18 protein-coding genes and 2 pseudogenes are annotated in these 25,348 nt (G+C 69.6%); 8 read left to right on the top strand and 12 right to left on the bottom strand.

Going from position 1 to position 25,348, the window contains the following annotated elements:
* Window positions 1-348 precede the first annotated feature (348 nt).
* Window positions 349-2,151, top strand: coding sequence for a phosphomethylpyrimidine synthase ThiC (gene thiC, locus QA861_RS22215; protein WP_334590051.1), 1,803 nt, complete (start codon window positions 349-351; stop codon window positions 2,149-2,151).
* A gap of 205 nt (window positions 2,152-2,356) precedes the next feature.
* Here thiC and QA861_RS22210 read toward each other — a convergent pair whose 3' ends face one another.
* The 3 genes from QA861_RS22210 to QA861_RS22200 form a co-directional block, all read right to left on the bottom strand.
* A complete protein-coding gene (locus tag QA861_RS22210) occupies window positions 2,357-3,232 on the bottom strand; it encodes a hypothetical protein (protein ID WP_334590050.1) in 876 nt (291 codons plus the stop codon).
* Between the two features lie 205 nt (window positions 3,233-3,437).
* Window positions 3,438-4,556: a metallophosphoesterase gene (locus tag QA861_RS22205; protein WP_443041525.1), complete on the bottom strand. Its 1,119-nt coding sequence runs from the start codon at window positions 4,554-4,556 to the stop codon at window positions 3,438-3,440.
* A gap of 413 nt (window positions 4,557-4,969) precedes the next feature.
* Window positions 4,970-6,082 (bottom strand): LacI family DNA-binding transcriptional regulator, encoded by a 1,113-nt coding sequence (locus QA861_RS22200; RefSeq protein ID WP_334590048.1) that lies wholly within the window; start codon window positions 6,080-6,082, stop codon window positions 4,970-4,972.
* A gap of 483 nt (window positions 6,083-6,565) precedes the next feature.
* On the opposite strand from QA861_RS22200, the gene hisC reads away from it, so the two are divergent.
* The 6 genes from hisC to QA861_RS22170 all read left to right on the top strand — a co-directional run bounded on the left by hisC (window position 6,566) and on the right by QA861_RS22170 (window position 16,872).
* A complete protein-coding gene (gene hisC / locus QA861_RS22195) occupies window positions 6,566-7,645 on the top strand; it encodes a histidinol-phosphate transaminase (protein ID WP_334590047.1) in 1,080 nt (359 codons plus the stop codon).
* 308 nt (window positions 7,646-7,953) lie between these two features.
* Entirely contained in the window at window positions 7,954-9,462 is a 1,509-nt protein-coding gene (locus QA861_RS22190) for a cytochrome ubiquinol oxidase subunit I (protein ID WP_334590046.1), read from the top strand.
* 21 nt (window positions 9,463-9,483) lie between these two features.
* Window positions 9,484-10,488, top strand: a complete 1,005-nt coding sequence (gene cydB / locus QA861_RS22185) for a cytochrome d ubiquinol oxidase subunit II (RefSeq protein ID WP_334590045.1) — start codon at window positions 9,484-9,486, stop codon at window positions 10,486-10,488.
* A 93-nt stretch (window positions 10,489-10,581) separates the two neighbouring features.
* A complete protein-coding gene (gene cydD / locus QA861_RS22180) occupies window positions 10,582-14,175 on the top strand; it encodes a thiol reductant ABC exporter subunit CydD (RefSeq protein WP_334590044.1) in 3,594 nt (1,197 codons plus the stop codon).
* Window positions 14,176-14,242: 67 nt separating this feature from the next.
* Entirely contained in the window at window positions 14,243-15,703 is a 1,461-nt protein-coding gene (locus QA861_RS22175) for a sensor histidine kinase (RefSeq protein ID WP_334590656.1), read from the top strand.
* Window positions 15,704-15,804: 101 nt separating this feature from the next.
* A complete protein-coding gene (locus tag QA861_RS22170) occupies window positions 15,805-16,872 on the top strand; it encodes a peptidoglycan DD-metalloendopeptidase family protein (RefSeq protein WP_334590043.1) in 1,068 nt (355 codons plus the stop codon).
* A 25-nt stretch (window positions 16,873-16,897) separates the two neighbouring features.
* Here the strand turns inward: QA861_RS22170 and QA861_RS22165 are convergent, their stop codons facing one another.
* The 4 genes and pseudogenes from QA861_RS22165 to QA861_RS22150 form a co-directional block, all read right to left on the bottom strand.
* A complete protein-coding gene (locus tag QA861_RS22165; protein WP_334590042.1) occupies window positions 16,898-17,767 on the bottom strand; it encodes a Cof-type HAD-IIB family hydrolase in 870 nt (289 codons plus the stop codon).
* 78 nt (window positions 17,768-17,845) lie between these two features.
* Window positions 17,846-18,544 (bottom strand): annotated as a pseudogene (locus QA861_RS22160) (LLM class flavin-dependent oxidoreductase); the annotation flags it as partial.
* A gap of 140 nt (window positions 18,545-18,684) precedes the next feature.
* A complete protein-coding gene (locus tag QA861_RS22155; RefSeq protein WP_334590040.1) occupies window positions 18,685-19,122 on the bottom strand; it encodes a PASTA domain-containing protein in 438 nt (145 codons plus the stop codon).
* A gap of 62 nt (window positions 19,123-19,184) precedes the next feature.
* A complete protein-coding gene (locus tag QA861_RS22150) occupies window positions 19,185-19,706 on the bottom strand; it encodes a SigE family RNA polymerase sigma factor (RefSeq protein WP_334590655.1) in 522 nt (173 codons plus the stop codon).
* Between the two features lie 428 nt (window positions 19,707-20,134).
* On the opposite strand from QA861_RS22150, the gene QA861_RS22145 reads away from it, so the two are divergent.
* Window positions 20,135-21,037 (top strand): LLM class flavin-dependent oxidoreductase, encoded by a 903-nt coding sequence (locus QA861_RS22145; protein ID WP_334590039.1) that lies wholly within the window; start codon window positions 20,135-20,137, stop codon window positions 21,035-21,037.
* 27 nt (window positions 21,038-21,064) lie between these two features.
* Here QA861_RS22145 and QA861_RS22140 read toward each other — a convergent pair.
* From QA861_RS22140 to QA861_RS22120, 5 genes and pseudogenes are all read right to left on the bottom strand, one after another.
* A pseudogene (locus QA861_RS22140) lies at window positions 21,065-21,316 on the bottom strand (LLM class flavin-dependent oxidoreductase); the annotation flags it as partial.
* Between the two features lie 64 nt (window positions 21,317-21,380).
* Window positions 21,381-21,839: a hypothetical protein gene (locus QA861_RS22135; RefSeq protein ID WP_334590037.1), complete on the bottom strand. Its 459-nt coding sequence runs from the start codon at window positions 21,837-21,839 to the stop codon at window positions 21,381-21,383.
* A 24-nt stretch (window positions 21,840-21,863) separates the two neighbouring features.
* Window positions 21,864-22,439, bottom strand: coding sequence for an RNA 2'-phosphotransferase (locus tag QA861_RS22130; protein ID WP_334590036.1), 576 nt, complete (start codon window positions 22,437-22,439; stop codon window positions 21,864-21,866).
* Between the two features lie 173 nt (window positions 22,440-22,612).
* Window positions 22,613-24,367 (bottom strand): SDR family oxidoreductase, encoded by a 1,755-nt coding sequence (locus tag QA861_RS22125; RefSeq protein WP_334590035.1) that lies wholly within the window; start codon window positions 24,365-24,367, stop codon window positions 22,613-22,615.
* On the bottom strand, window positions 24,364-25,206 hold the full coding sequence (locus QA861_RS22120; protein WP_334590034.1) for a M24 family metallopeptidase: 843 nt from the start codon (window positions 25,204-25,206) through the stop codon (window positions 24,364-24,366). The genes QA861_RS22125 and QA861_RS22120 overlap by 4 nt, the downstream gene beginning before the upstream one ends.
* Window positions 25,207-25,348 lie beyond the last annotated feature (142 nt).

Raw genomic sequence — 25,348 nt, 5'->3', positions numbered from 1 at the left:
GGGCCGCCGTTGCCGCTGCCGGGCCCGGGGCCATGCCCGGCACCGCTTCCGCGCGGGGGCTCGGAGGACGGATACGGGGGTCCTTGCGTCGTGGTCACCGCCCGATCATCGCAAGAACGGCAAGGGCCCTCTGTTCACCTCGCCCAAATTGACGCTAGCGTGGAGGCACCTTTGCACACGCGGGAGCTCGGAGCACCGGGCTGAGAGGGCGCTGACCTCCGTCTTAGCGATGTTTCACGTGGAACATGTGGAACGAGTGATGTTTCACATGAAACATCGGCAGACGGAATCCGCTGCGTCGACCGCTGAACCTGTTACCGGGTAATGCCGGCGTAGGGAGTAGGTCTCATGACCATCAAGGACACACGCACGCCTGCCTCCGACCAGGACGACCAGCCCATTCAGGGCGAACAGTCCCAGGAGGTCGGGAAGTCCGTCGGCTGGCACAAGGGGTATGTCGGCGGCTCGCGCCCCGACCTGCGGGTGCCGGTCCGTCAGGTGCACCTCACCAACGGAAAGTCGGTCACTCTGTACGACACGTCGGGTCCGTACACCGATCCTCAGGTCGACACGGATGTCCGCAGGGGGTTGGCGCCTCTGCGCGACAACTGGATCATCGCCCGCGGCGACACCGAGGAGTACGCGGGCCGCCCCGTCCGCCCGGAGGACGACGGGATCAAGCACACCTCGCCGCGCGGCGGCCTCAGGAACCTCGACGCGGTGTTCCCGGGACGGCCCCGGCAGCCACGCCGGAGCCGCAGCGGACAGGCGGTGACGCAACTCGCGTACGCCCGCCGCGGGGAGGTCACGCCCGAGATGGAGTTCGTGGCACTCCGGGAGAACCTCGATCCCGAGGTGATCCGCGAGGAGATCGCCGCCGGGCGGGCTGTACTGCCCGCGAACGTCAACCACCCGGAGATCGAGCCGATGATCATCGGTAAGCGGTTCCTGGTGAAGGTCAACGCCAACATCGGCAACTCGGCGGTCACTTCCTCCATCGAGGAGGAGGTCGAGAAGATGACCTGGGCGACGCGCTGGGGCGCCGACACGGTCATGGACCTCTCCACCGGCCGCAACATCCACACCACCCGCGAATGGGTGCTGCGCAACTCCCCCGTTCCCATCGGCACGGTGCCGCTGTACCAGGCGTTGGAGAAGGTGGACGGCCGGGCCGAGGAACTGACCTGGGAGATCTACAAGGACACCGTCGTCGAACAGGCCGAGCAGGGCGTGGACTACATGACGGTGCACGCGGGCGTCCGCCTGGCGTACGTACCGCTCACCGCGAACCGCAAGACGGGCATCGTCTCGCGCGGTGGATCGATCATGGCGGCCTGGTGCCTGGCACACCACAAGGAGTCGTTCCTGTACGAGAACTTCGAAGAACTGTGCGAGATCCTCGCCGCGTACGACGTCACGTACTCGCTCGGCGACGGTCTGCGGCCCGGATCGATCGCGGACGCCAACGACCAGGCACAGTTCGCGGAGTTGCGGACGCTCGGGGAACTCAACACGATCGCGAAGCGTTTCCATGTACAGACGATGATCGAAGGCCCGGGACATGTTCCGATGCACAAGATCAAGGAGAACATCGACCTACAGCAGGAGATCTGCGATGAAGCTCCTTTCTATACGCTCGGCCCGCTGACGACGGACGTCGCGCCGGCGTACGACCACATCACTTCCGGCATCGGTGCCGCGATGATCGCCTGGTGGGGCACGGCCATGCTCTGCTATGTCACACCCAAGGAGCACTTGGGTCTGCCCAATCGTGACGACGTCAAGACCGGCGTCATCACCTACAAGATCGCCGCCCACGCAGCCGACCTCGCCAAGGGGCACCCAGGTGCGCAGGAATGGGATGACGCGCTCTCCGACGCCCGCTTCGAGTTCCGGTGGGAGGACCAGTTCAACCTGGCCCTCGACCCGGACACAGCACGGGAGTTCCACGATGAGACGCTGCCGGCCGAGCCCGCCAAGACGGCCCACTTCTGCTCGATGTGTGGGCCGAAATTCTGCTCGATGAAGATCTCGCACGACATCCGCCGCGAGCACGGCAGTACACCGGTGGAGATCGAGCAGGGCATGGCACAGAAGTCGAAGGAGTTCGCGGCGGCCGGTAATCGCGTGTACCTGCCGATTGCCGACTGACTCCAGGCTGGGTGCCGGTTGGGGCCGGTTCGTGTCTCCGGGGTGCCGGGTTGTTGTACTCAGGGCACCTCGGGGACGCGGGCGGTCACGGATGGCTGAGGGGACTGCCAGAGGGTTTCTGTGCGAGCGGTAACGGAAGAGGCAGGAACCCCCGTTCCTTGATCGTTCTGTCTGGCCTCTTTGGTGCGGGCGGAGGCCCAGGTGGTCACTCCGGCGGGTGGTCCGGGCCTCCGAAGTCCGGGCTGGAGAAGTCCGGGCTGGAAAAACTGGGGCGGTGGCTCGTCGTCGAGTCGCCCTCAGGGCTGCTGAAGCCGGGTCGGTTGTAACCGAGTTGGGGCATGCGGCTGATGGTGGGTTGCGGGGCCGGTTTGCGGTTCATGGCCGCCGTACCGGGGTCGGCGAGGGCGTCGCGGAGGAACGGCAGGATGCCCCGCTCCAGCAGGGCCTCGCGCCAGGCCTCCCTGGCCTGTGCGACCTCCCCGGTCAGTTCGCCGTATGCCCCGTCCTCCTCCGCCTCCGGGCTGTTGCGCAGGGCGGTGAGGAGGAGGCCGATCGCGGCGACGAGTATCGCTGCCGCGGTCACCGCGCCGAACACCCATCCGGTGGTGAGCATGGTCTGGGCGAACGCCGGCTCGGGGTCGAGCATCTTGAGGATGTAGCCCACGAGCAGGAAGATCGCCGCAGCCGTGCCGGCAAGGACGGGAGCCAGGACCGCGACGACGGCGACGGCGCCCGCTCCGGCGGTCTCGGCGACCGCCTCGCCCATGCCGGCGACGAGCCCGACCGCGCTTGTGCCTGGCTCGTTCGAGCCGGATCCATGGACGGAGGAAGGGGTGGACGGCGCCGGGTGGCGCAGTTCGTCGCGGACCTTCACGTAGTGCTGGTACTCGCTCGCCGCGGCGACCGTGATGAGCGCGGTGGCGTTGAGCGCCATCGTGCGCAGTTGTTCGGGGTTCAGACGCTGACCGACGGCGGCCAGTTCCGGGCGGTCTGGGGCGGAGCGCAGCGCCTCATCGAGGATCCGCTCGTATTCCTGGCGGTCCTCGTTCAGCAGGTGCTGCGGAACGCTGTTCATGTGCATCCCCCGATGCTCCGTAGGGCTTGGGGCTCGGCATGCTGACGAGCCGTCGGGCAGAAACGGAGGGGAGCCTGCTACGGATAAGCCGATGGTAGAGCGGCGACGGCGCGCCGTGACAGGGGGTTTGAAGAAATTACCGTGTGACTGTTCCCCGTCCAATGCGGTTCGTAGTCGCAGGACGGCTGCCAGGGAAACGCCTGGATACCCGTCAGAGATCCAGCGGAAGTTCCTGGACCAGCAGTTTTCCGGCCATGGTCACGCCGCCGTCCATCGCGATGGCGAGTCCCTCGGCGTAGACATGCGGATGTTCGATGTTCGGACCGGAGTTGTCCTCACCGTCGTCCTCGGTGCCGACATCGCCCAGCAGATAGGGGATGGGGCTGTGGCCGTGCACGATGCGGGCGCCGCCGTACGTATCGAGGAGGGAGCGGACGGCCTCGACTCCGCCCTCGTCCCGGAAGGAGAAGCGCTTGGTGAACTTGCGGAACAGATCCCACACCTCGTCCGCGTCGTTGCGCGTGATCGTCTCGCGGACGGTGTCGTTGACCGCCTCGATCGAGTCGCCGTAGTCGAGGTAGGCGGTGGTGTCGGAGTGCACGAGCAGGTGCCCGTCTACCTCCTCGATCGCGTCGAGGCGGGCCATCCACTGGAGGTGGTGGTCCTGGAGCCGGTCCATGTCGGTCTTCTGGCCGCCGTTCAGCAACCAGGCCGCCTGGAAGGTGGCGGTGCCCGCGCCGGAGTTGACGGGGGTGTCACCGAACCGCTTGGCGCCCAGCAGCAGCAGCTCGTGGTTGCCCATGAGGGCCTTGCAGTAGCCGCCGGCAGCGGCTGCCTCGGCGGACAGCCGCATGACCAGGTCGATGACGCCGATGCCGTCCGGACCGCGGTCGGTGAAGTCGCCGAGGAACCAGAGCCGGGCGGTGCCCGCGGACCAGTTGCCCGCGCTGTCGATCAGGCCCTGTTCCTGGAGGGCGCCGATCAGTTCGTCGATGTAGCCGTGGACGTCCCCGACGACGAACAGAGGTCCCGGCCCTTCGGCGGCCAGGGCTGCGGGATCGACCGTCACCTGAAGCGTGTCACCGCGGTTGATCACGGGCAGGTCGCGTTGGGTCGGTGTGTATCCGTCGGGGTGTTCCTCCACGTCGGACGGGGCCTGCGAGCTCTCCCCGGTCTCCTGGACGTCGGTGTCGGCCGCGCCGACGGCGATGTCCCCGGGGACCGTGCCGTCGGCGTGCGGACCGGCCTCATGGACGTACGCGGGCACCCGGAAGTCGCGCAACGTCGCCGTCCGCGTCACCTCGGGTCCCTGACCGGCCCCCTGAGTCATCGACCCCTCCACCATCGCGCCGCATCTGCACCGCATCGGACTGCCTGGTCGCAGCGGCCCGCGGTGTCGTGGGCCCATCATAGGAATGCGGATCGCGCCATGTGATGACCCAGGGGTGGTGAATCAGCGAACGAGCCCAGTTCACCGCGGCTTTCGCCCCGATTCGGAAGGGCTTTCCCCTACGGGCCCGCCCCGGACTCCCTGCTTCGTACCTTGCTTCGAACCTTGGACATCGAACGCTTCGTACGATCATGACACCGGCGCCCGTGAACTGTCCCGACACCGGTGCCCCGCCTTCCTGAACGGGGCCGGGCTCCCGTTTCCCCTACGGGGCCGACCCCTCGTACGGCCCCGCTCTCCGGGAGCCCGCCCCGCACAAGCCCACGTCCCCGCCCCTCACCACCGCCCCCGGGTCACCCTTCCTCGGGCGACCGCGGCGGACTGACCGTCGTGCGCGGCGGACGGCGCTGCGAGGACGTCCGCACGATCAGTTCGGTCGGTATCACCTGCTCGACCGGCAGGTCCGAGTCGACGTTCTCGATGGCGTCGATCAGGAGCTGGACGACCGCCGTGCCGATGCGGCGTGGCTTCAGGGAGAGCGTGGTGATCGGCGGTTCCGTGGTGGCGTACACCGTGGACTCGCTGCAGCAGACCAGCAGGAGGTCGTCCGGGACGCGCAGGCCGTAGCGCCGGGCCGCGGCCAGCAGGTCGGTGCCGTTCGGGTCGAAGAGGCCGTAGACGGCGTCCGGGCGGTCCGGGCGGGCCAGCAGCCGATCGGCGGCCAGGGCGCCCGCACACGGGTCGTGGGCCGGGTAGGACTCGTACACCGGGTCCTGGCCGACCCGCTCGCACCAGTGCAGGTACGCCGTGGTCGAGAGGTGGGTGTACGTGTCGGTGGAGGTTCCCGTCAGCAGGCCGATGCGGCGGGCGCCGGCGGCGGCCAGGTGGTCGAGGATGCCCAGGACCGCCGCCTCGTGGTCGTTGTCGACCCACGCGGTGACCGGGAGCGAGCCGGCCGGGCGGCCGTCGGAGACGACGGGCAGTCCCTGGCGGACGAGTTCGCTGACCACCGGGTCCTGGTCCGACGGGTCGATGACGACCGTGCCGTCCAGGGCGACGTTCGACCATACGTCGTGGCGCGAGGTCGCGGGGAGGATGACCAGGGCGTAGCCCCGGGCGAGCGCGGCCGACGTGGCGGCCCTCGCCATCTCCGCGAAGTACGCGAACTCGGTGAAGGTGAAAGGTTCATCCCCGTACGTCGTCACGGTCAGACCGATCAGTCCGGACTTGCCGGTACGGAGGGTTCGGGCCGCGGCCGACGGGCGGTAGCCCAGCCGGTCCGCGACCTCACGGACATGGCGGCGGGTGGCGTCCGGGAGCCGGCCCTTTCCGTTGAGGGCGTCTGAGACGGTCGTGATCGAGACGCCGGCGGCGGCAGCCACGTCTCTGATGCCTGCCCGGCCCGGCCGACTGCCTCGTCGGGTTGTCTCCGCGCGGCTCACCTGGTGCTTCCCTGCTGCTGTCATGGCGAGCCGATAGTAGGGCTCATGCGGTGGGGTAGTGCGGACGCATATGCAGCCGTTGACAGGCACGTTTCTGCATGGTCAAAGGCAAGCAACTACCTTAGAAAGAAAGTCAGTTGAGCGATATTACTGCCCTATCGGACTTGTCGGCGCGCACAGGCCTGCCAAGTGACCGATGTTTCGAAGAGGTCTCAACTCACCTCTTCGAGGGATGCGCGCCACGGCGTGAGCCACCGGCGCGTGCCGAAAAGCGCGATGCGCCCCCCGATTCATACAATTTTGTACGGTGATACCCCCGATGCCCATGGGGCAGGCGGGGCAGGTGGGACGGTCGAGGGTGGGTGCACGCGGTGCGCCGACCGCTCCCGGATCATGACCGACCCGTACGCAGGGACGCCGAATCCTCATAAGGTGAGAAGCATTGGTACCCGGTAACCGGCAGCGGGTGGCCGTGCTGAGCCGGTGGTGGTCACGAGGAGGACTGCGGTGAGCGAGACGAGCCCCAAGCTGCGCGCCGAGCTGGAGGGTATCCCCACCTACAAGCCGGGCAGGCCGGCCGCGACCGACGGTCCGGTGGCCTACAAGCTGTCCTCGAACGAGAACCCGTACCCGCCGCTGCCCGGTGTGCTGGAGAGCGTGACGGCCGCGGCAGGGGCCTTCAACCGCTACCCGGACATGGCCTGTACGGAGCTCATGAACGAGTTGGCCGAACGTTTCGCCGTGCCGGTCTCCCACGTCGCCACCGGCACCGGATCGGTCGGTGTCGCGCAGCAGCTGATCCAGTCCACCAGCGGGCCCGGGGACGAGGTGATCTACGCCTGGCGGTCCTTCGAGGCCTATCCGATCATCACGCAGATCAGTGGCGCCACGTCGGTCAAGGTCCCGTTGACGCCGGGGGACGTGCACGACCTCGACGCGATGGCGGACGCGATCACCGACCGGACCCGGCTGATCTTCGTGTGCAACCCCAACAACCCGACGGGGACGGTCGTACGGCGGGCCGAGCTGGAGCGGTTCCTGGACCGGGTGCCCAGTGACGTGCTGGTGGTGCTCGACGAGGCGTACAAGGAGTTCGTACGCGACATCGAGGTGCCGGACGGGGTCACGCTCTACCGTGACCGGCCGAACGTCTGTGTGCTGCGGACCTTCTCCAAGGCGTACGGCCTCGCCGGGCTCCGGATCGGATTCGCGATCGCCCACGAGCCGGTGGCGGCGGCGCTGCGCAAGACGGCGGTGCCGTTCGGGGTGAGCCAGCTCGCCCAGGACGCGGCGGTGGCCTCGCTGCGGGCCGAGGACGCGCTGTTCGGGCGGGTCGGTTCGCTGGTGTCCGAGCGCACGCGGGTGGTCGACGGTCTGCGCGGCCAGGGCTGGACGGTGCCCGAGACGCAGGCGAACTTCGTGTGGCTGCGGCTGGGGGAGCGCACCGTGGACTTCGCGGCGGTGTGCGAGCGGGCCGGAGTGGTCGTACGGCCGTTCCCCGGTGAAGGGGTTCGCGTGACGATCGGCGAGGCCGAGGCGAACGACGTCTTCCTGAAGACGGCGGAGATGTTCCACAAGGAGCTCTAGGGCGCGGAGTTCCAGGACAAGGGGGTTCCAGGGCGGCTTCGGAGCCTGTCCGGCGAACATGTGCGGCACGTCACTCACTGCGGGTGACGTGCCGTTTTGCTGCCCGGGAGGCCCTGAATCGCGGCCTCCGGGGCGGTTGGAGGCCGAGGGGGGACCCCGCGTCTCCCGCATAGAACGGACATGCGCCATAATTGCTTGTGAATGTGAACGCGTTCACAAGCGCATCCCGTTTGTCCCTCTCGTGCGGTTCGGCGACGGGGGACGGACCGCCGCAATGATCAAGGCTCGTAAGCTCGTAAGGAGGAGATGTGGACATCGCCCTGGCGCCGGAGACTCTGGCCCGATGGCAGTTCGGCATCACCACCGTCTACCACTTCCTGTTCGTCCCGCTGACGATCTCCCTCGCCGCGCTCACCGCCGGCCTGCAGACCGCCTGGGTCCGCACGGAGAAGGAGAAGTACCTCAGGGCCACCAAGTTCTGGGGCAAGCTCTTCCTGATCAACATCGCCATGGGTGTCGTCACCGGCATCGTGCAGGAGTTCCAGTTCGGCATGAACTGGTCCGACTACTCACGCTTTGTCGGCGATGTCTTTGGTGCCCCGCTCGCCTTCGAGGCACTGATCGCCTTCTTCTTCGAGTCCACCTTCATCGGGCTGTGGATCTTCGGCTGGGACAAGCTGCCGAAGAGGATCCACCTGGCCTGCATCTGGATGGTCTCGATCGGCACGATCCTGTCGGCGTACTTCATCCTCGCGGCCAACTCCTGGATGCAGCACCCCGTCGGCTACCGGATCAACGAGCAGAAGGGGCGCGCCGAACTCACCGACTTCTGGCTGGTCCTCACCCAGAACACCGCGCTGACCCAGGTCTTCCACACCCTTTCCGCGGCCTTCCTCACCGGTGGCGCCTTCATGGTCGGCATAGCCGCCTTCCATCTGACGCGCGGCAAGCACATCGAGGTGATGAAGACCTCGCTGCGGCTCGGCCTGGTCACCGTCGTCATCGGCGGTCTGCTCACCGCCGTCAGCGGTGACTTCCTCGGCAAGGTCATGTTCAAGCAGCAGCCGATGAAGATGGCCGCCGCCGAAGCCCTCTGGGACGGCGAGGCGCCCGCGCCCTTCTCCGTCTTCGCCTACGGCGACGTCGAGGCCGGCCACAACAAGGTCGCCATCGAGATCCCTGGCCTGCTGTCCTTCCTCGCCAACGACGACTTCAGCTCCTACGTCCCCGGCATCAACGACGTCAACAAGGCCGAGCAGGAGAAGTTCGGGCCCGGCGACTACCGGCCCAACATCCCGGTCGCCTACTGGGGCTTCCGCTGGATGATCGGCTTCGGTATGACGTCGTTCGCGATCGGGCTGGCCGGACTCTGGCTGACCCGCAAGAAGTTCATGCTGCCGCAGCACCTGCGCGTCGGCGACGACGAGGTGCCGCATCTGTCGCTGCTGCCCGGCAAGGCACTCGGCCCGACGCTCACCAAGTGGTACTGGCGCATCGCGATCCTCACCCTTGGCTTCCCGCTGATCGCCAGTTCCTGGGGCTGGATCTTCACCGAGATGGGCCGCCAGCCATGGGTCGTGTACGGCATCTTCCAGACCCGGGACGCGGTCTCCCCCGGGGTCTCGCAGTGGGAGATCCTCACCTCGATGATCGTCTTCACCTCGCTCTACGCGATTCTCGCCGTCATCGAGGTCAAGCTCCTCGTGAAGTACGTCAAGGCGGGCCCGCCCGAACTGACCGAGGCCGACCTCAACCCGCCCACGAAGATCGGCGGCGACCCGCAGGACGCCGACAAGCCGATGGCCTTCTCCTACTAGGCCCAGGGAGCTGGAATCGCCATGGAACTTCACGACGTCTGGTTCGTCCTCATCGCCGTCCTGTGGACCGGCTACTTCTTCCTGGAGGGCTTCGACTTCGGGGTCGGCGTCCTCACCAAGCTGCTCGCCCGTGACCGGGCCGAGAAGCGGGTCCTCATCAACACCATCGGACCCGTCTGGGACGGCAACGAGGTGTGGCTGCTCTCGGCGGGCGGCGCGACCTTCGCCGCCTTCCCCGAGTGGTACGCCACCCTCTTCTCCGGCTTCTATCTGCCGCTGCTGCTCATCCTGGTCTGCCTGATCGTGCGGGGCGTCGCCTTCGAGTACCGCGTGAAGCGGCCCGAGGAGAACTGGCAGCGCAACTGGGAGACGGCGATCTTCTGGACCTCGCTCCTCCCGGCGTTCCTCTGGGGCGTGGCCTTCGCCAACATCACCCGCGGGGTGAAGATCGACGCGGACTTCGAGTACGTCGGCAGCCTCGCCGACCTGCTCAACCCGTACGCCCTGCTCGGCGGGCTGGTCACCCTGTCGCTGTTCACCTTCCACGGCACGGTGTTCGTCGGTCTCAAGACCGTGGGGGACATCCGGGAGCGGGCGCGGAAGCTGGCCGTTCGCGTCGGACTCGTGACCGCTGTCGTCGCGCTCGCGTTCCTGACCTGGACCCAGGCCGACAAGGGCGACGGGGGCTCCCTGGCCGCGGCGATCGTGGCTGTGCTCGCGCTCGTCGCCGCGCTGTGGGCGGCATGGAAGGGGCGGGAGGGCTGGGCGTTCGCGTTCTCCGGCGTCACCATCGTGGCCGCCGTCGCGATGCTGTTCCTGACGCTCTTCCCGAACGTCATGCCGTCCTCGCTCAACGCGGACTGGAACCTCACGGTCACCAACGCCTCGTCGAGTCCGTACACGCTGAAGATCATGACGTGGTGTGCGGGGATCGCGACCCCCATGGTCCTGCTCTACCAGGGCTGGACGTACTGGGTGTTCCGCAAGCGGATCGGCACGCAGCACCTCGCCGACGCCGCGCACTGAGTCGTCTCTGCCTGCAGGGTTGTCGCTGTCTGCGGGAGTGGTTTCGCGATGTTTCACGTGAAACATCGCGAAACCACCTCTGGACCGAAGGGCATGTTTCACGTGAAACCAATCGATCCGCGGCTCCTCCGGTACGCCGGTGCCACGCGCCGATTCCTGCTCGCGGTCGTCGGCCTCGGTGTCGTCGGCGCGGGGCTGGTCATCGCGCAGGCCATGCTCATCGCCGAGGTGGTGGTCGGCGCCTTCCAGCACGGACTGTCGGTCACTGAACTCCGTACGCCCCTTCTGCTGCTGGTGGCCGTCGCCAGTGGCCGGGCGGTGGTCTCCTGGCTCACCGAGCTGGCCGCCCACCGGACAAGCGCCGCGGTGAAGTCGGAGCTCCGCGGGCGGTTGCTGGAGCAGGCCGTCGCGCTCGGCCCCGGGTGGCTGAGCGGGCAGCGGACCGGGTCGCTGGTCGCCCTCGCCACGCGGGGAGTGGACGCGCTCGACGACTACTTCTCGCGCTATCTGCCGCAGCTGGGGCTCGCGGTGGTGGTGCCCGTGGCTGTGCTGGCACGGATCGTCACCGAGGACTGGGTGTCCGCCGCGATCATCGTCGGTACCCTGCCGCTCATTCCGGTCTTCATGATGCTGATCGGCTGGGCCACGCAGGCCCGGATGGACCGACAGTGGCGGCTGCTGTCCCGGCTGTCGGGCCACTTCCTCGATGTCGTGGCGGGGCTGCCGACCCTGAAGGTGTTCGGCCGGGCCAAGGCGCAGGCCGAGTCGATCCGGCGGATCACCGGCGAGTACCGGCAGGCCACGATGGGGACCCTGCGGATCGCCTTCATCTCGTCCTTCGCGCTGGAGCTCCTGGCGACACTGTCCGTGGCGCTGGTCGCGGTGACCATCGGTATGCGGCTCGTGCACGGCGAGATGGACCTGTACATCGGGCTCGTCATTCTCATCCTCGCGCCGGAGGCGTATCTGCCGCTGCGACAGGTGGGCGCCCAGTTCCACGCGGCGGCGGAGGGGCTCGCCGCGGCCGAGGAGATCTTCGCCGTGCTGGAGACGCCGGTGCCGGAGTCCGGGACCGGGGCGGTGCCGATGGGCGGGGTGGCCTTCGGCGGCGTCACGGTCAGGTATCCCGGGCGCTCGGTGGACGCGGTGGCGGACGTCTCCTTCGCTGTCGGGGCCGGCGAGACGGTCGCGCTCGTCGGGCCGAGCGGTGTGGGCAAGTCGACGCTGCTGCACGCGCTCCTCGGGTTCGTCCGGCCGACGGAAGGACGTGTGTCGGTCGGGGGCGCCGACCTCGCCGGTCTCGACCTGGAGGAGTGGCGTTCGCGGGTGGCCTGGGTGCCCCAGCGGCCTCATCTGTTCGCCGGGTCGATCGCGGAGAACGTACGGCTGGCCCGGCCCGACGCCGACGACACCGCCGTACGGCGGGCACTCGCCGACGCCGGAGCGCTGGAGTTCGTGGACGCGCTGCCGGAGGGTGTTCACGCGGTGCTCGGTGAGGAGGGGGCCGGACTCTCCGCCGGGCAGCGGCAACGGCTCGCGCTGGCCCGGGCGTTCCTCGCGGACCGGCCTGTGCTGCTGCTCGACGAGCCGACGGCCGCGCTGGACGGCGAGAGCGAGGCCGAGGTCGTCGCGGCCGTGCGGCGCCTTGCCGTCGGACGGACGGTGCTGCTGGTCGTGCACCGACCGGCGCTGCTGGGGGTGGCCGACCGGGTGGTGCGGCTGGCGGAGGCCGTGCACTCGGCTCAGCTGCCTGGTCACGAGCAGGCCGGCGGTTCCCTCGGCGGCGACGGACTCCTCGTGGACGGTCCGCGGAGTGCCCTGCTCCCCGTGCTCGACGAGGAAGTGCTCGTGCCCGGCGCTCCCACCGGGCGACATGGTGTGCTCGCACGGGTGCGGGCCATGTCCGGGGCCAGGCGCGGGCGGCTCGGACTCGCGCTGCTGCTCGGGAGTCTCGCGCTCGGCAGTGCCGTCGGGCTCATGGCGACCTCGGGGTGGCTCATCTCGCGCGCCTCGCAGCAGCCGCCCGTGCTGTATCTGATGGTCGCCGTGACGGGCACGCGGGCCTTCGGGATCGGGCGGGCCGTCTTCCGGTACGCCGAGCGGCTGGTGTCGCACGACGCCGTGCTGCGGATGCTGGCCGACACCCGGGTGGCCGTCTACCGACGCCTGGAGAGGCTGGCGCCCGCCGGACTGCGGACGACCAGGCGCGGTGACCTGCTGTCGCGGCTCGTGGCCGATGTGGACGCCCTCCAGGACTACTGGCTGCGCTGGCTGCTGCCCGCCGGGGCCGCCCTCGTCGTCTCGGCCGCCTCCGTCGGGTTCACGGCGTGGCTGCTGCCGGAGGCCGGGGCCGTCCTCGCCGCCGGGCTCCTCGCCGCCGGCGTCGGCGTCCCCCTCGTGACCAGTGCCGTGGCACGGCGTGCGGAACGCCGGCTCGCCCCGGCCCGCGGGGCACTCGCCACGCATGTGGCCGACCTGCTCACCGGCACCGCCGAGTCGACGGTCGCAGGCGCCCTGAACGGACGTACCGAGCAGGTACGGCGGGCCGACTCGGTGCTCACCGGGATCGCCTCGCGCGCGGCCACCGCGACCGCCCTCGGCGACGGGCTCACCGCGCTGCTGTCCGGACTGACGGTCGCGGCCACCGCCCTCGTCGGCGCCCAGGCAGTCGCCGACGGGCGGCTCGACGGAATGGTGATGGCCGTTGTCGTCCTCACTCCGCTGGCCGCCTTCGAAGCCGTCCTCGGGCTGCCCCTCGCCGTGCGGTACCGGCAGCGGGTGCGCAGGAGCGCCGAGCGCGTGTACGAGGTCCTGGACGCGCCCGAGCCCGTAAGCGAACCCTCAGAGCCGCTCCCCGCGCCGCTGTCGCCGTTCCCTGTCGTCGTCAGGGAGCTGGCCGCCCGCCATGCCGGACAGGACCGGGACGCCCTCGGCCGCCTCGACCTCACCCTCGACGAAGGGCGCAGGGTCGCCGTCGTCGGTCCGTCCGGGTCCGGCAAGACGACGCTCGCCCAGGTGCTCCTGCGGTTCCTGGACGCGGACGCCGGCTCCTACACGCTGGGCGGCGTGGACGCGTACGCGCTGGACGGCGACGACGTACGGCGACTGATCGGGCTGTGCGCCCAGGACGCCCACCTCTTCGACAGCTCCGTGCGCGAGAACCTGCTGCTGGCGAGGAAGGACGCGACCGAGGACGACCTGCGGAGCGCCCTCGCGCGGGCCCGGCTGCTGGACTGGGCCGAGTCGCTGCCCGACGGCCTCGACACGCTGGTCGGCGAGCACGGGGCGCGGTTGTCCGGCGGACAGCGGCAGCGGCTGGCGCTCGCCCGGGCGCTGCTCGCCGACTTCCCGGTGCTCGTGCTCGACGAGCCCGCCGAACACCTCGACCTGCCGACCGCCGACGCGCTCACCGCCGATCTGCTGGCCGCGACCGAGGGCCGTACGACGCTGCTCATCACCCACCGGCTGGCCGGTCTCGACGCCGTGGACGAGGTGATCGTGCTGGACGGCGGGCAGGTCGTGCAGCGCGGGACGTTCGCGGAGCTGGTCGCCGTCGAGGGGCCGCTGCGGGGGATGGCGGAGCGGGAAGCGGAGGCCGAGCAACTGGCATGGGCAGCGGCAGCGCGCGTTGAGCCCCTGCTCGTCAGGGGGCGCGGTGACTCGACTTTCGCGGACAAAGGGCACTAATTAGGCTCGTGGGGTGTCCGACCTACCGCTTCGCCCCGAGCCGTGCGTGCCGCAGTTGCTGGAAGCAATGCGGGCCGTCGGGAGCGGGCTCGGGCCGCATGCCACGCTGGAGCGGATCTGTGCGACGGCCACTGCCCTGGTGGACGCCGGGCATGTGGCCATCAGGGTCCTCACCGAGGACGGCACGGGCTTCACCGACCTCGTTCACCACGGCGTCGACGAGGAGAGCGTCCGGCGGGTCGAGCCGATCCGGGTGCACGGCGAGGTCTTCGGGAACCTGTACCTGGGTGCCAAGCGCGGCGGAGGGCCCTACACCGAGCACGACCTGACCCTGGTGCGGGTGCTGGCCACCGAGGCGGGCATCGCCATCGGCAACGCCCGCCTGTACGAGGCCGCCCGGCAGCGCGAGCGCTGGATCGACGGTTCCGTGGCCGTGACGACCGCGCTGCTCTCGGGCGGTGACATCGGTGCCTCGCTGCGGATCGTCGCCGAACAGGCACGCCGGCTTTCCGGAGCCGTGGCCGGGATCGTGCTGCTGCCGGCCGACGCGGGCGGTCTGGAGATCGTCGCCGTGGACGCGGAAAGCCCGTCCGACGCGCTCGGCGTGATCCTCCCGCCGGAGAGCGAGATCGTCGCCGAACTCCTCGACGGCGAGCCGGTGTTCGTATCCGACGCGACCACCGACCCCCGGCTGGCCATCGGCAACGGCCTCACCGGCGACTACGGGCCCACCATGCTGCTGCCCCTGCAGAGCGACGGCCGCGTCGTCGGCAGCCTCGCCATGCCCCGCGCGCGGGGAGAGCGCGCGTTCACGGAGACGGAGCGCGCACTCGCCGTCCAGTTCGCCGCACAGGCCGCGCTCGCGCTGATGATGGCCGAGGCCCAGCGCGACCGGGAACGGCTCGCGGTGTACGAGGACCGCGACCGGATCGCCCGTGACCTGCACGACCTCGTCATCCAGCGGCTGTTCGCCACCGGGATGATGCTGGAGAGCGCCCAGCGCGGGCCGGTCGCGCCCGAGGTACGAGACGGCGTCGGCAGGGCCGTCGACGAACTCGACGTCACCATCCAGGAGATCCGCACGGCGATCTTCGCGCTCCAGGACGACCCCGGGGAGATCCCGTCCGAGCTGTCCACACGGGTGGAGCGGGAGATCCACATGGCCGCCGTGGCGCTCGGCTTCCAGCCCTCGCTCCGGATGGTCGGACCGGTCGACACCGATGTCGGTGAGCTGACCGGCAAAAACCTCGTCGCCGCCCTTCGTGAGGGACTGTCCAACGCCTTCCGCCATGCCGGGGCGTCCCGCATCGATGTCATGGTCGACGCGAACGCGACCCTGCCGGACGGCCGGCCGGGCGTCCGGCTGACCGTCGCCGACGACGGTGTCGGCATCCCCGAGGGCGGCCGGCGCAGCGGCCTCAGAAACCTGAAACGGCGCGCCGAGTCGCTGGGCGGCGACAGCGGTCACGGACCCGGCAACGGCCCGGCCGGCGGCGGCACGACGGTGGTGTGGCAGGCACCGTACTGAGCCCGTCACAACCCTTCTTGTGGGCCTTTCGTGGCAACGGGTCCCCCAGGCGTACGACTTGAACAGGCGCCGGGCCCGGTTTGCGGTACACGATCGCTGACATGGGATCACGTCGCCGCCATCCGTTGCTCGTTCCGGCGCTCCTGTGCGCGCTCGCGGTCCTCGTCCCCCGGCCCGCGGCGGCTTCGGGCGACGGCACGGACCCCGGACCGGACTCCGGTACGGACTCGGGTCTCAGCACCGAGGTGACCCGGCTGTACGCGGATGCCGCCGTGGTGACGCGGCAGTACGAGGCCGGACGGCGCGAGGCCGAGGTGGAGGGGGTCAAAGCCCGAAGGTACGAGGAACTCCTCACCCGCGAACGGCGCGACATCGCCGTCCTGCACGAGGACCTGGGCCGGATCGCACGCGGCCAGTACCGCAGCGGAGGCGGCCTGCCGTTCACCGCGCAGCTGCTGCTCGCGGACAGCCCCGATGAGCTGATGCGTGGTCAGCGAGCTGTGTGGCAGGCCGATCTCGCCGTCAACAACGCGATCGGCAAGAGCCGGCGCGCGGAGGCCCGGCTCGCCGCGGACAAGGCGAAGGCGGCGGCGCAGTGGCAGACGCTGGAGCGGAGGAAGGGCGAACTCGCCGAGCTGAAGCGCTCGATCGAGGCGAAGCTCGAAGAGGCCCGCTGGACGCTGCAGGGCCGGGCCGACGCCTCGGTGGCTGCGGGCTCGTGCCGGGGCGCCGTCCGGCTCGACCAGCCGGACCCCAAGGCCATGCCGGAGTACGTCACGCCCGTGGAGACGTACGAGCTCTCCGCGAGTTTCGGCAGCGGCGGCGACCGGTGGGCGAACGGGCACACCGGGCAGGACTTCGCGGTACCGATCGGCACCCCGGTGCGCGCGGTCGGCGCCGGCACGGTGGTGTCGGTGTCCTGCGGAGGCGCCTTCGGCATCGAGATCGTGATCGAGCACGCCGGGGGCTACTACACGCAGTACGCGCACCTCGCCGCCGTCACCGTCGACCAGGGGCAACGCGTGACTCCGGGCCAGTGGATCGCCCAGACCGGCACGACCGGCAACTCGACCGGCCCCCACCTGCACTTCGAGGTACGCGTCACCCCCGAACTCGGGTCGGGGGTGGACCCGGCGGCGTGGCTGGCGGAGCGCGGGGTGCCGTTGTAGGAGCGGCCCGTGTGCGGCGGCACTCTCAGAGTCGTTCCGCGAGCAGCCGCTCGATCACGACGGCCACCCCGTCCTCGTTGTTGGGCGCGGTCCGCCCCGAGGCCGCGGCGAGGACATCGGGATGCGCGTTGCCCATCGCGTACGACCGGCCCGCCCAGGTGAGCATCTCCACGTCGTTCGGCATGTCCCCGAAGGCGACGACCTCCTCGGACGAGATGCCGCGCTCGGCGCAGGACAGGGCCAGCGTGCTCGCCTTGGAGACACCCGGTCCGCTGATCTCCAGCAGGGCGCTGGGGCTGGAGCGGGTGACGGTGGCACGGTCGCCGATCGCGAGCCGGGCGGTGGCGAGGAACACGTCGGGGTCCATCGTGTGGTGGAAGGCGAGGATCTTGAGCACGGGCTCACCGTCGCTCGGCCCGCCCGGGGCCAGCAGCTTCTCGGCGGGCGCCCGGTTGTCCGGCACCTCCATGTGCAGCTTCGGATACTCCGGCTCCTGGTGAAAGCCGTACGTCTGCTCCACTGCGTACACGGTCCCCGGCGCCGCGTCACGCAGCAGGCGTACGGCGTCCAGCGCGTTGTCCCTGGCCAGTTCCCGCACCTTCACGAAGCGGTGGGCACCGGGGCCGCCGTGCAGGTCGACCACGGCCGCGCCATTGCCGCAGATCGCCAGGCCGTGACCGTGGACGTGCTCGCTCACGACGTCCATCCAGCGAGCCGGGCGGCCCGTGACGAAGAAGACCTCGACGCCCGCTGCCTCGGCGGCTGCCAGGGCGGCGACCGTGCGCGGGGACACCGACTGGTCGTCGCGCAGCAGTGTGCCGTCGAGGTCGGTGGCGATCAGCCGGATCGGGAGGGCGGCGGCGGGGGTCTCGGGCTCTCTGGTCGCTGAGGTCACCCGCCCATTCTCACGTATGTCCGCGCCCGTCTGTTCGGGGCGCCGCCCAGGTGAGTGGCCGCCCTGACCGGTCCTGGGTCAGCGCAGCTGCGCCGGTGCCTCCGTGGCGATGCGCTCGAAGACCTGCTCGTCGGCCGCGAAGTAGGAGTCGGGGAGGGGCCGGTGGATCACGATCTCGGTGAAGCCCAGCTCCTGGTGCCGGCCCGCGAAGTCGACGAACGCGTCCACGGACTCCAGCGGACGCCCCCGGTCCGGGGTGAACCCGGTGAGCAGGATCCTGCCGAGTCCGCGCATGTCCCGGCCGATCTCGGCGCAGGCGTCGGCCAGCTTCTCGGCCTGTCCGCGCAGGGCCTGGACCGACTGCTCGGGTGTGCCGGTCTCGTACAACCGCGGGTCGCCGGTCGTCACCCAGGCCTGTCCGTACCGAGCGGCGAGCTTCAGTCCACGCGGCCCGGTGGCGGCCACCGCGAAGGGCAGCCGGGGGCGCTGTACACAGCCCGGGATGTTGCGGACCTCGTGGGCGGAGTAGTAGTCGCCCTGGTACGAGACGCCTTCCTTGCCGTCCTCGGTCAGCAGCTTGTCGAGGAGTGTGACGAACTCGCCGAACCGGTCGGCGCGTTCCCGGGGTGTCCATGAGTCCTGGCCCAGTGCGGTGGCGTCGAAGCCGGTGCCGCCCGCGCCGATACCGAGGGTGATCCGCCCGTTCGACACGTCGTCGAGGGAGATCAGCTCCTTGGCCAGCGTCACCGGGTGCCGGAAGTTGGGCGAGCCGACAAACTCACCTGGCACCAGCGCGACGCGCTCGCGGAGCTGCGCGCCAACTGGGCATGACGTTGCTGCCTGGTCGTGTGATGCTGTGACGGGCGCCCGCCCCTGATTGACGCAGGGGCGGGCGCCCGTACCAGCTCAGGGCCTGGTCAGCCGGCGCAGACGGTGAAGTTGACCGTGTCGCCCGCCTTGACGGTCTTCGGGGTGTGCGGGGACACACCGAGCACCGAGCCCGGCTTGCAGCCCTTGACGGCCTTCTTGGTGACGGTGCCGAGCTTCGTCTGCGTCTTCTCCACGTACGTCTTGGCCGAGTTCAGGCTCCAGCCCGCGAAGTCGATCGGGAGGGTCTGGCCGTCGGAGAAGAGGAACAGCATGGTGGTGGCATCGCTGTCGGTGGCCGTGCTGGTAGCCGCCGGGGTCGAACTGCTGCCGCCGGCGACCGAGGTGGCCAGGGCCGTGCCCCCACCCGCCGCGATGAGGGCGGCGGCGACGGCGGCGATGCCGATGGTGCGCCTGCGCCGGGTGCGGCGCAGGATCTGGGGCGCGTCGAAGTCGGGGGCCTCGGCGGAGTTCGCGAATCGGTTCATGGCGTTCATCAGTTCCTCTTCGAAGGGTGTGCAGCCGGAAGGCCGTGCATCGCCGTACGAGTTCATCGGATTCCTTCCGTGTGCTGCCGTGGTGAAGGGGCGGAGAGTACGGGGATCTGGTCTCTGAGCTTCTCGATCCCGCGAGCGAGCTGGGAGCGCACCGTGCTGGGCGTGATGTCCAGGTCGGCTGCGATCTCGGTGTCGGAGAGGTCGTGGAAATACCGCAGCACCACGACCGTGCGCATCCGCATGGGCAGTTGTTGCAGGGCGCGCACCAACTGGTCCCGGTTGTCCACCTGTCCGAACTCGTCTCCCGGGGCGGCTTTGTCACCGCTTTCCGGATCGGAGGTCGTGACCAGGCGGCGGAACCTACGCCAGCGGTCGTTGGCCAGGTTCACCATGATCCGCCGCACATAGAGGTCCGGAGCGTCCTTCCCGGCGATGGTGCGCCACTTGCGGCAGGCCCGCTCCAGGGTCTCCTGGACCAGGTCCTCCGCCGCCTCACGGTTGCCCGTCAGGACGAAGGCGCCCCGGAACAGCGCGGTCGATCTCGCGGCAACGAAAGCCTGGAAGTCGGCCTCCACACGCTCCTCCCTTCCTGTCACCTCTCCTCGACGTGAACACCGCCTCATCTGCTGCACGGCCGCGCTGAGACCTGGGTCACAGGCGTCGATGCCGTCCAGCGCAGCCTCTTTCCCGGGGTTCCGGCCCCGTTGCCTGACCAGCAAAGGCGCCTTGTCCGACAACCAGCGCCTACGAACACGCCGCGTCACCACCCGCCGAACCCGCGGGCACCTCCGCACCGCTCAGCTTTGAAGACCCCGTATGGGCTTCACCGCGCGTCAGCGGGCCATCTGGGCACGGGCAGCGCGGGGAGTCCATCCTCGGAAACCAGCTCGTGACGACGTGCCCCCGTTACCTCTTTCGAGCTGGACTGGTTCCGCTGCGCGATCGGCGTCCGCCGAGACTTGTGGGGCTGGGTCTCACCGAGTCCCGCCGTAGGCTCAGAGGCATGAAACTGCGCCTGAGCACCGTGATCCTGCCGCACCGCCGTTGGAACGAGGGAGGTCGTGCGGCCTGGCAGCGCGCAGAGGAACTCGGTTTCCACACCGCGTACACCTACGATCACCTGTCCTGGCGGAGTTTCCGTGACGGGCCCTGGTTCGGCGCCGTCCCGACCCTGACCGCCGCTGCGGCCGTTACCCGGCACATGCGTTTGGGAACCCTCGTCACATCGCCCAATTTCCGTCACCCGGTGACTCTCGCCAAGGATCTGATCTCCCTCGACGACGTGTCCGACGGACGGATCACGCTGGGGATCGGTGCGGGTGGTACCGGCTTCGACGCCACCGCGCTCGGGCAGGAACCGTGGACCCCGCGGGAGCGTGCCGACCGGTTCGGGGAGTTCGTTCCGCTGCTGGACCGGCTGCTCTCCGAGGACTCGGTGTCGTACGTGGGTGACTTCTACTCGGCACATGAGGCCCGGAACATTCCGGGGTGTGTGCAGCGGCCCCGGTTGCCGTTCGCGGTGGCTGCCACCGGGCCTCGTGGTCTGAAGCTCGCCGCCCGGTACGGGCAGGCGTGGGTGACCACCGGCGACCCCAGATTGTTCGAGAGCGGCACTCCTGAGCAGTCGCTTCGGGCCCTTCGCGGGCAGGTCGAGAAGCTGGCCGACGCCTGTGCGGCGATCGGCAGGGACGCGGCCGGGCTCGACAAGATCGTGCTCACCGGTTTCACACCGGACCGTGGCCGTCCCCTAGAGTCCCTCGATGCCTTCGTCGACTTCGCGGGCCGGCACCAGGAACTTGGCTTCACCGACCTCGTGATCCACTGGCCCATCCCGGACTCCGACTTCGCAGTGGACGAGAAGGTCTTCGAGCAGATCGCCATGGAGGCTCCGACGCAGCTCCGCTGACGTTGGGGAGCGTATTTCCCCTGGTCACACTGCGATAGGTGAAAAAGCTTCGACTGAGGTGACCAGGGTGCCCAGGCGCAGCCGGTCGGTGACGGCGGCGGCTGCCGTGAGCGTGGGCACGGCTCCGAACCACGGGCCGTCCCGGAAGGTGCGCCAGAACAGGTGGTCGTACGTGTAGGCGGTGTGGAAGCCGAGCTGTTCCGCGCGCTGCCAGGCCGAACGCCCGCCCTCGTGCCAACGGCGGTACGGCAGGATGACGGTGCTCAGGTGCAGGCTCATGGTTCAGAGCCTAGGCGCCGTTCATGTTTCACGTGAAACAGTCACCCGGCTGCCGGGGGAAGGCTCACCGGATGCGGCTGCTGAGCCACGGACTGAGGCCGAGCATCGGGATGTACTCCTTGTACGTGCGGTCGCCGGGCAGCGGTACCACCAGGTGGCGGGTGGGCGGGAAGCGGCGGGCCGCGACGAAGGCGAGGCCGTCGTAGACGGAGCGGAGGAAGGCGGGGACGTCGTCGCGCGGGATGTCGTGGCACTCGACGCCCTCGACGGTGATCAGCGCGTCGTCGTCGGGGAAGAGACGGACGGTCACCCGGGGGACTCCGCCGAACTCGGCGAAGGCCTCGTGCGGGAGCGAGCCGTCCGGGTCAGTGGTGACGCCGATGCCCGCGGCCGTGCGCCGGGAGGTCTGGTCGGCGCCGATGTCGTGGCCGACCTCGATCTCACGGGCGTACTCGGCGGCGAGGGCGCGCAGGGCGGTGACGGCGGCCTCGGTAGTGGGCAGGTGGTCCATGCCCTCGATCATGCCGGGGTCGGTGCCGTGCGCGTGTCAGTGCGGGCCGGAGAAGCGCAGATAACGCGGCGGTACCGCCTCCGTGAGCCAGACGCCGTTCGCGCTCACGTGGAAGAGGTGGTCGTCGCGGTGCATGGCGGCCGAGTCCACGGAGAGCACGATCGGCCGGCCCCGGCGGGCGCCGACCCGGGTCGCGGTCTCACGGTCGGGCGAGAGGTGCACGGCATGCCGGTTCATGGGCCGCAAGCCCTCGGCGCGGATCGCGTCCAGGAAGCGGTCCACCGTGCCGTGGTAGAGGTACGGCGGCGGGGTCGCCGGCGGCAGCCCGAGGTCGACCTCGACGCTGTGGCCCTGGCTCGCGCGGATCCGGGTGCCGTCGATCGCGAAGCGCTTCTTGTCGTTGGCGGCGACCACATGGTCCAGTTCCTCCCGGGTGAACCGGAAGTTGTGGGCTGTGGCAGCCGCGATCAGCGTGTCGATCTCGACCCAGCCGGCCTCGTCGAGCGCGAGCCCGATCTGCTCCGGCTGGTGCCGCAGATGCTTCGACAGGTACTTCGACACCTTCACGGTGCGTCTTTCATCGATCTCTCTTTCGGTCTCTTTCTCGGTCATCCCGTAAGGGTGCCGGGCGGGACGGGTGTCACGCATTTGATTTTGGTCCGGAGGTTTGATCCACAGCCAAGTCCAGTTATCCACAGGGGAATTGAAGAAACTGTGGACAACCTCCCGAATCTTTCCCCCCTTTGGTCAACTTGCGCATCTTTAATACTATTTGAGATTTCTGGTCACAGGGGCGGGTCCATCCGCGCGAGCGCCCTCAAAGCTCCTGGCATGAAGCGGGACATGAGATGCGCGCCCCGGGCCTCCGGCGTCACCGGTGCGACCGCCTCGTTGCGCGCCACCGCGCGCAGGACGGCCGAAGCGACCTTCTCCGGCGGGTAGTTACGCAGCCCGTACAGCCGCGCCGTCCGCTTCTGCCGACGGGCCTGTTCTGCGGCGTCGACTCCCGTGAAGCGCGCGGTCGTTGTGATGTTCGTGTTGACGAACCCGGGACAGATCGCCGAGACGCCGATGCCCTGACCCGCCAGTTCGGCGCGCAGACACTCGCTGAGCATCAGAACCGCGGCCTTCGAAGTGCTGTACGCGGGCAGCGCCTTGGAGGGCTGGAACGCGGCGGCGGACGCGACGTTCACGATGTGGCCGCCCTGCCCGCGCTCGGACATCTGCTTCCCGAAGAGCCGGCAACCGTGAATCACACCCCACAAGTTGACGTCCAGGACCTTCTTCCAGTCCTCCGGGGTCGTGTCGAAGAAGGAGCCGGAGAGGCCGATCCCCGCGTTGTTCACCAGCACGTCCACGACGCCGTACTCGGTGGCGACCCTCTCGGCGAGCTTCTCCATCGCCTGCTCGTCCGAGACGTCGACCACCTCCGACCAGGCCTCCGGGGCGCCGACAAGCCGGGCCAACTCGGCGGTGCGGGCGGCGCCTTCGGCGTCCCGGTCGACGGCCACCACGCGGGCGCCCGCCTCGGCGAACGCGAAGGCCGTCGCCCTTCCGATGCCGCTGGCCGCCCCGGTGACCAGGACGAGCCGGCCGCCGAAACGCTGTGCGTACTTGCCCGTTGGCGTCGCCGGTAGTTGTCCGGCCTCGTTGGCGGTCGCGAACTCACCGATCCAGGCGGCCACCTGATCGGGCCGGGTGCGCGGGATCCAGTGTTTGGCGTCGATCGTGCGGCGCACCAGCCCGGGCGCCCACCGCTCCAGTCCGTCGTTCAGCCGCTCGGAGAGGAACGCGTCCCCCAGCGGCGTGATGAGCTGCACGGGCGCGTGCGCGTGCGCGTCCGTGCGCGGCCTGCGCAACCGGGACCGTACGTTGTCCCGGTACAGCCAGAGGCCGTTGGACGCATCCGTGGGCAGGGAGGCGGTCGGGTAACCGTCCGCCGGGATCTTTTCGAGGCGGGCCAGCACCTTCGGCCAGCGTTTGCCGAGCGGGCCGCGCCAGGCGAGTTCGGGCAACACGGGCGTGTGCATCGCGTACACGTACCAGGACCTGCGGCCCTGGCCGAGGAGTTGGGCGACCGCGCGCGGGGTGGGCCGCTTCAGGCGCCCCTTCGTCCAGTGGCCGAGGTGGTCCAGGGAGGGCCCGGACATCGACGTGAAGGACGCGATCCGGCCCTCGGTACGCGCGACGGTGACGAACTCCCAGGACTGCACCGAGCCCCAGTCGTGCCCCACCAGATGCACCGGCCGGTCCGGGCTGACCGCGTCCGCGACGGCCAGGAAGTCGTCGGTCAGCTTCTCCAGGGTGAAGCCGCCGCGCAGCGGACGCGGCGGCGTCGAACAGCCGTGGCCCCGCACGTCGTACAGGACGACGTGGAAGCGGTCGGCGAGGCGCGCGGCGACCTCGGACCACACCTCCTTGGTGTCCGGATAGCCGTGCAGAAGGATCACCGTAGGGTCTGCCGGGTCCCCCAGCTCGGCGACGCACAGCTCGATCCCGCCCGTCCGCACCCGGCGCTCACGCGCCCCGTCGATCGTCACTTCGCCTCCGCCCAACGCCGCACGTGCGGCAGGTCGTCGTCCAGCCAGAACGCGCTCTCCCCCGGGTCCACGGAGTCCGTGACGACCAGGATCTCCTCGAACTTCGCCCCCGTGCCCCGGAATCCGAGGTGCGGCTCGACCGCCCACAGACCCGGCCGCGGCGGATGGTCGGAGAAGCGGTACGGCGACCACAGGGGCGACCAGCCCTCGCGATGGCCGCGCAGCGCGTCGCCCGCCAGCCCCTTCAGGGACTGCGTGCCGAACCCGAACAGCCTCGGTGACCAGGGCCGTTCCCGTACCCGGTCGACCTTGTGCGCGATCACCCCGAAGGGATACGCGCGATGCCGGTTCGCGTACCCCTGGCGGACCATGAGGCGGTCCACGTCCTCGTAGATCTCGCGCAGCGGACGCCGCTCCCGCACCTCGCGCAGGATCAGCTCGCGGTGCACCTCCAGGTCGGCCATCAGCCTGTCCTGCACCGGATTGGCCCCGAGCGAGCCCGAGTAGCCGATGTCCGCCGCGAAACCCCGGTGGACCGGGGCCAGGTCCAGGATGAACGGCATCCCGGGCTCCAGCCGGCGGCCCGTCGGGAAGAACTGCAGGGGGACACGGAAGTTCACGAACGCCGTGCGGTCCCCGAACCAGGCGAAGGGCAGATGGAACCAGTCCCGGACCCCCCGCGCGCGCAGCCACTCCCGCTGCATCCGGGCCGCCTCGCGCTCGGTGATCCCCGGCTCCAGTCGCGCCGCGACGGCCTCCGCACACTCGTACGCCAGCCGTTGCACCCGCCGGAACCCGGCCAGTTCCCCGGTGAGTCCGCCCATCACCGCCGTCGCCATCGCCGCCGCCCACCGTCCCCATCGACCGCGCTACGTGTCCGTAACTTGACCCTCGCGAATCTGACACCTGTTAGAGCCCGCGTCAACAGTCGAACGTCTGTCTGTGGACAACGGCGCCGTTGTGGACAACCCGGCGCCGGTT

It is taken from the genome of Streptomyces sp. B21-083, from assembly GCF_036898825.1.
GTDB lineage: Bacteria > Actinomycetota > Actinomycetes > Streptomycetales > Streptomycetaceae > Streptomyces.
This window is presented reverse-complemented; position numbering and strand designations above follow the sequence as displayed.